This is a genomic window from Streptococcus dentapri (assembly GCF_042649885.1).
GTDB classification, from domain to species: domain Bacteria; phylum Bacillota; class Bacilli; order Lactobacillales; family Streptococcaceae; genus Streptococcus; species Streptococcus dentapri.
In genome coordinates this window covers 1-3,578 of the sequence record NZ_JBHSAC010000003.1, presented here as the reverse complement: position 1 = coordinate 3,578, position 3,578 = coordinate 1, and the positions used below count along the sequence as shown (strand labels likewise).

General features: G+C 43.8%; 3 protein-coding genes and 2 pseudogenes. All 5 read right to left on the bottom strand.

The features are described from left to right. Positions 1 to 290: pseudogene (locus ACFOSE_RS00430) on the bottom strand (hypothetical protein); the annotation flags it as partial. Continuing rightward, complete coding sequence (locus tag ACFOSE_RS00425) at positions 283 to 759, bottom strand: hypothetical protein (RefSeq protein ID WP_380429054.1); 477 nt, start codon at positions 757 to 759, stop codon at positions 283 to 285. The pseudogene ACFOSE_RS00430 and the gene ACFOSE_RS00425, both read right to left, overlap by 8 nt. An 18-nt stretch (positions 760 to 777) precedes the next feature. Beyond that, positions 778 to 1,407: pseudogene (locus ACFOSE_RS00420) on the bottom strand (lipase family protein); the annotation flags it as partial. Next, positions 1,404 to 1,871: a hypothetical protein gene (locus tag ACFOSE_RS00415; RefSeq protein ID WP_380429052.1), complete on the bottom strand. Its 468-nt coding sequence runs from the start codon at positions 1,869 to 1,871 to the stop codon at positions 1,404 to 1,406. The gene ACFOSE_RS00415 and the pseudogene ACFOSE_RS00420, both read right to left, overlap by 4 nt. 21 nt (positions 1,872 to 1,892) lie before the next feature. Continuing rightward, positions 1,893 to 3,578 (bottom strand): FtsK/SpoIIIE domain-containing protein (locus ACFOSE_RS00410; protein WP_380429049.1); only part of this gene is annotated, 1,686 nt, incomplete at its 5' end.

Genomic DNA, 3,578 nt, shown 5'->3' with positions numbered 1-3,578 from the left:
CCTTTTTGATGGCCGTCTTTTGTCGTATGAAGCGTTTCATCAGGCTGGAGGTAGAGCTCCGTTTTACTGGCATTGGGATCGCTCTTATCGGGATAACCGTCGCCTGTGGCTCCCTTTGTTCCACCTTCATTAGAACTAAAGTCAAACTCAATAGCCTTTCCTTCTTTTAGCTGTTTTTGTTGTTTCGGATCTAGTTCCTCAATTGGAAAGTTCTTGGGCCTATTAGTGTAGGCACCTTCAGCTAAAGAAGCGTAAATATTATCAAAGCTTTCTAAATTCCAATTAGTCAAAGACTCTACCTCCTATTCTTAGATCTTGTCCTAGATACATATTTTCCATGTCTAATTTATCATCAACTATCTGGACATCAACCCTCCAACTAGAATCTGGATTATTATTAAACTCACCAAAAATCAAAACGGCCTCGCCTCCGCCTTGGGGAGTACCATTTCCTCCTTTACTCCAACGAATATCTTTCCAATTAATCTGAACTGATTCGATTTTGGAATTCTGCGACTTCACAAAGTCTTTGATTTCCTGTTCATGATCCTTTAAATAAGCTACTTGCTTCTCCTTGGTTGTCATCTTTGCTTCTCGCTGCTTTTTCTCAGCTTCTTTTACTTGTTGCTCTCGCTTGGCTTTGACAAAAGCCTCAAAGCGACTGTTAAAATCATTGGCTACCATCAGAGTTCCTCCTATTCCTGCTAAAATGGCTACTGTTGTTAGGCTAACCAAAGTTATCTTTGTTGACTTTTTCATAAGAGCCTCCTACACGAACTCATCATAGCTAAGATTGGCGACTGCCTGAGCGGAGACGATGGTTCCCAGTGAGTGACCCGTCACATTCATCTTGGCGTCCGGTGCTTTCTCATCCAGCTCCGCTATCTTTTCCTTCATGGCCTTGTTAGCTAGCTTGGCTTGGGGGACATACTCACCGCTCACCGCAAACTTGGCATCATTACCGATCCAGTCATTGAGGGTATCCATCCCCATACCGTCACTGCCGCGGACGACGAAGTAGGTATTCTTGGTCGAGCCGTCTACCTTCTGCGTATCCGTGACATAATAGGCATTGAAGCCTTCCTTTTCATCGGTCAGAAGGCCTTTTTGATGGCCGTCTTTTGTCGTATGAAGCGTTTCATCAGGCTGGAGGTAGAGCTCTGTTTTACTGGCATTGGGATCACTCTTATCGGGATAACCGTCGCCCGAAGCACCTTGGGTGAGTTGGCCTTTATTGTCTTTGGCATCTTTAGAGAAATCGAACTTGACTGACTTTCCTGAATCTAACCGCGCTCGTTTTCTTGGAGTTAGTTTCTCATAGGCAAAAGTATCAGGACGTCCAGTGTAAGCAGACTCAGCTAATGAAGCATAAATGTTATCAAAATTATCTAAATTCCAGTTTGTCAAATCGGATCTCCTCCTATTTCTAGTTGATTGCCTTGTGACATACTATCCATATCAACATTACCATCTTTATCTATCCAGATGTCTACGCTCCAACTAGAATCTTCAAGGTCATTGATACCGCCGTAAACAGTAATAAAAGGTTCAGCAACGACAACCCCTGATTTATCCCACTGAGTTTCATCCCAATCAATCTGCACTGACTCGACCTTAGGGCTCTGCGATTTCACAAAATCCACAATCTCTTGCTGGTGCTCTTTGAGGTAGGCCAGCTGCTTCTCCTTGGTTTCCCTCTCTTCTTCTCGCTGCTTTTTTTCATTTTCCTTTATATCTTGGGCTAGTTTGGCTCTGCCAAAGGCCTGATAACGACTGCTAATAACTCTGACTGCTATCAGATTGCCTACTATTCCTGCTAAAATGGCTACTGTTGTTAGGCTAACCAAGGTGATCTTGGTGGATCGTTTCATAAAAGCCTCCTTATCTTGAGCTTAGAATGTTGCTTCTGTGCTGTTATGACTTAATTTCAATTTGTAATAGGTTTTACGATTATGGATATAAGCCTCATCCATAGCCGGTTGCCTTTCCTTAGCATTGTAAGCCTTATCTAAGAAGTTCTGATCACTTAGCTTCATGCCGATAAAGTAATACTGCCCATTTTCTTTAAGATACTTTGGCACGGGATTAATGCTCACAAGATAAGAGTAGATTGTCCCTACTATGAGGAAGAAGCCAACTCTGAACCCTCTCGTCATGAGCGTCGCCAACTCGGCTTGCGTTAATCCTGACACTCTCTCATAGCTTTCTAAATCAGGAATAAAGGCGATACAATAGCGGTCCCAGCCATTTGCTTCTCGATTGTTAATTTCTGAAACCATAAAATCCGTCATATCACTCAGGAGAGTCGGATCACTGACATAGTGCGATACCTTTGACGCGTAAGTCTGATAATCCCCGTTAACATCTAGCAGGAGGACTGTGATGCTCCAGCTTGACTGGCTCACAGTCGCTATCAGGCGATCGACCATCAGACGGACCTGTTCTGAATTATTTGAAAAGACGACGAGGTCCCTGAAGGTGGAAAAATCAAGAGCAATCGTTTCGACTGTTGTCATGTCCAAACCAAGCGGTAAGGCTGGCTTAGCCATGGCATTTTTCGTATCAGCTCGGTCCATAAATTGTGCCAGTGATATTTCTTCTGGAACGATTGGAATTTTTGCAGGTCTGTTGCCTTGCCAGAGGTGATCCATTTGGCTAATTTCTTGACGTAACGCTTGAAGGCGTTGGACTGGAGTTGCTCCTCGATTAGAAAGGGCTGCTTGGAAGACCTCGACTTCTTCTATCGTTATCAGTCCTCTACCTGCAATACTTTCCGTAGATATGGTGTAATGCCCCATAATCGTTTTGATCTCTGATTCATCTGTTAATTTTAAGCTCAGGCGAGTCTTGAAATTGGCCAGTAAGACTGGACGAATAGCTGCCAAACGGCCGCCGCTGACAATAATGGTTATTCCAAGACTATTACCATCTCTTGCCAATGTTTGGATAAAGATATCAAACTTGTTTCGCAGCTGCTCGGTTGGAATGTCTTTATAACCCTCATAATTGTCCACAACGACAATAATTTGAGGCAGGACTTCATCTGTTACAGTTTGGTACATCGCTTTAGAGTTGACATGATGTCGGTTAAAAAGCCGTTTGCGTGACTGGATTTCCCGCTTCATGAGATCCATAAACTTTGTCAACTTTTCTTCCTGATCTGAAGTGATAAAATCAGCTGTATGAGGCAAGTTTTTTAAGGGGTAAAGGGCGCTCGTTCCAAAGTCAAAAATGTAAAAGTGAATCTGCTCAGGTGTATGTTGTCTGGACAAGTCCATAACGATGGTTTGTAAAAGACTTGATTTTCCCATCGACGGACCGCCAAAAATGGCTAAATTCCCATCATCAGTTAACGCATAAGTTCCGACCGTTTGCCTTTGTTCACTCGGAATATCGACCAGACCGACGATAGCTTCTAGGCTGCTTTCTTTTTGCCAGAGGTCTTGAAAGCTGTCTGGTCGTAGGTCTTGGAGAAAGATTTGGCTTTTCAGCGGCGGCAGCCAAGGTTGGGCCAGCTGGGTGATCTGTCTGTCTTTGGCTACCTGCTCGATATGCTGGACCACAACGTCTAGCTCTGT

Excerpts from the sequence above, each read along its gene's own strand:
- ACFOSE_RS00425 (WP_380429054.1), bottom strand. The coding sequence starts at position 759 with ATGAAAAAGTCAACAAAGATAACTTTGGTTAGCCTAACAACAGTAGCC.
- ACFOSE_RS00415 (WP_380429052.1), bottom strand. The coding sequence starts at position 1,871 with ATGAAACGATCCACCAAGATCACCTTGGTTAGCCTAACAACAGTAGCC.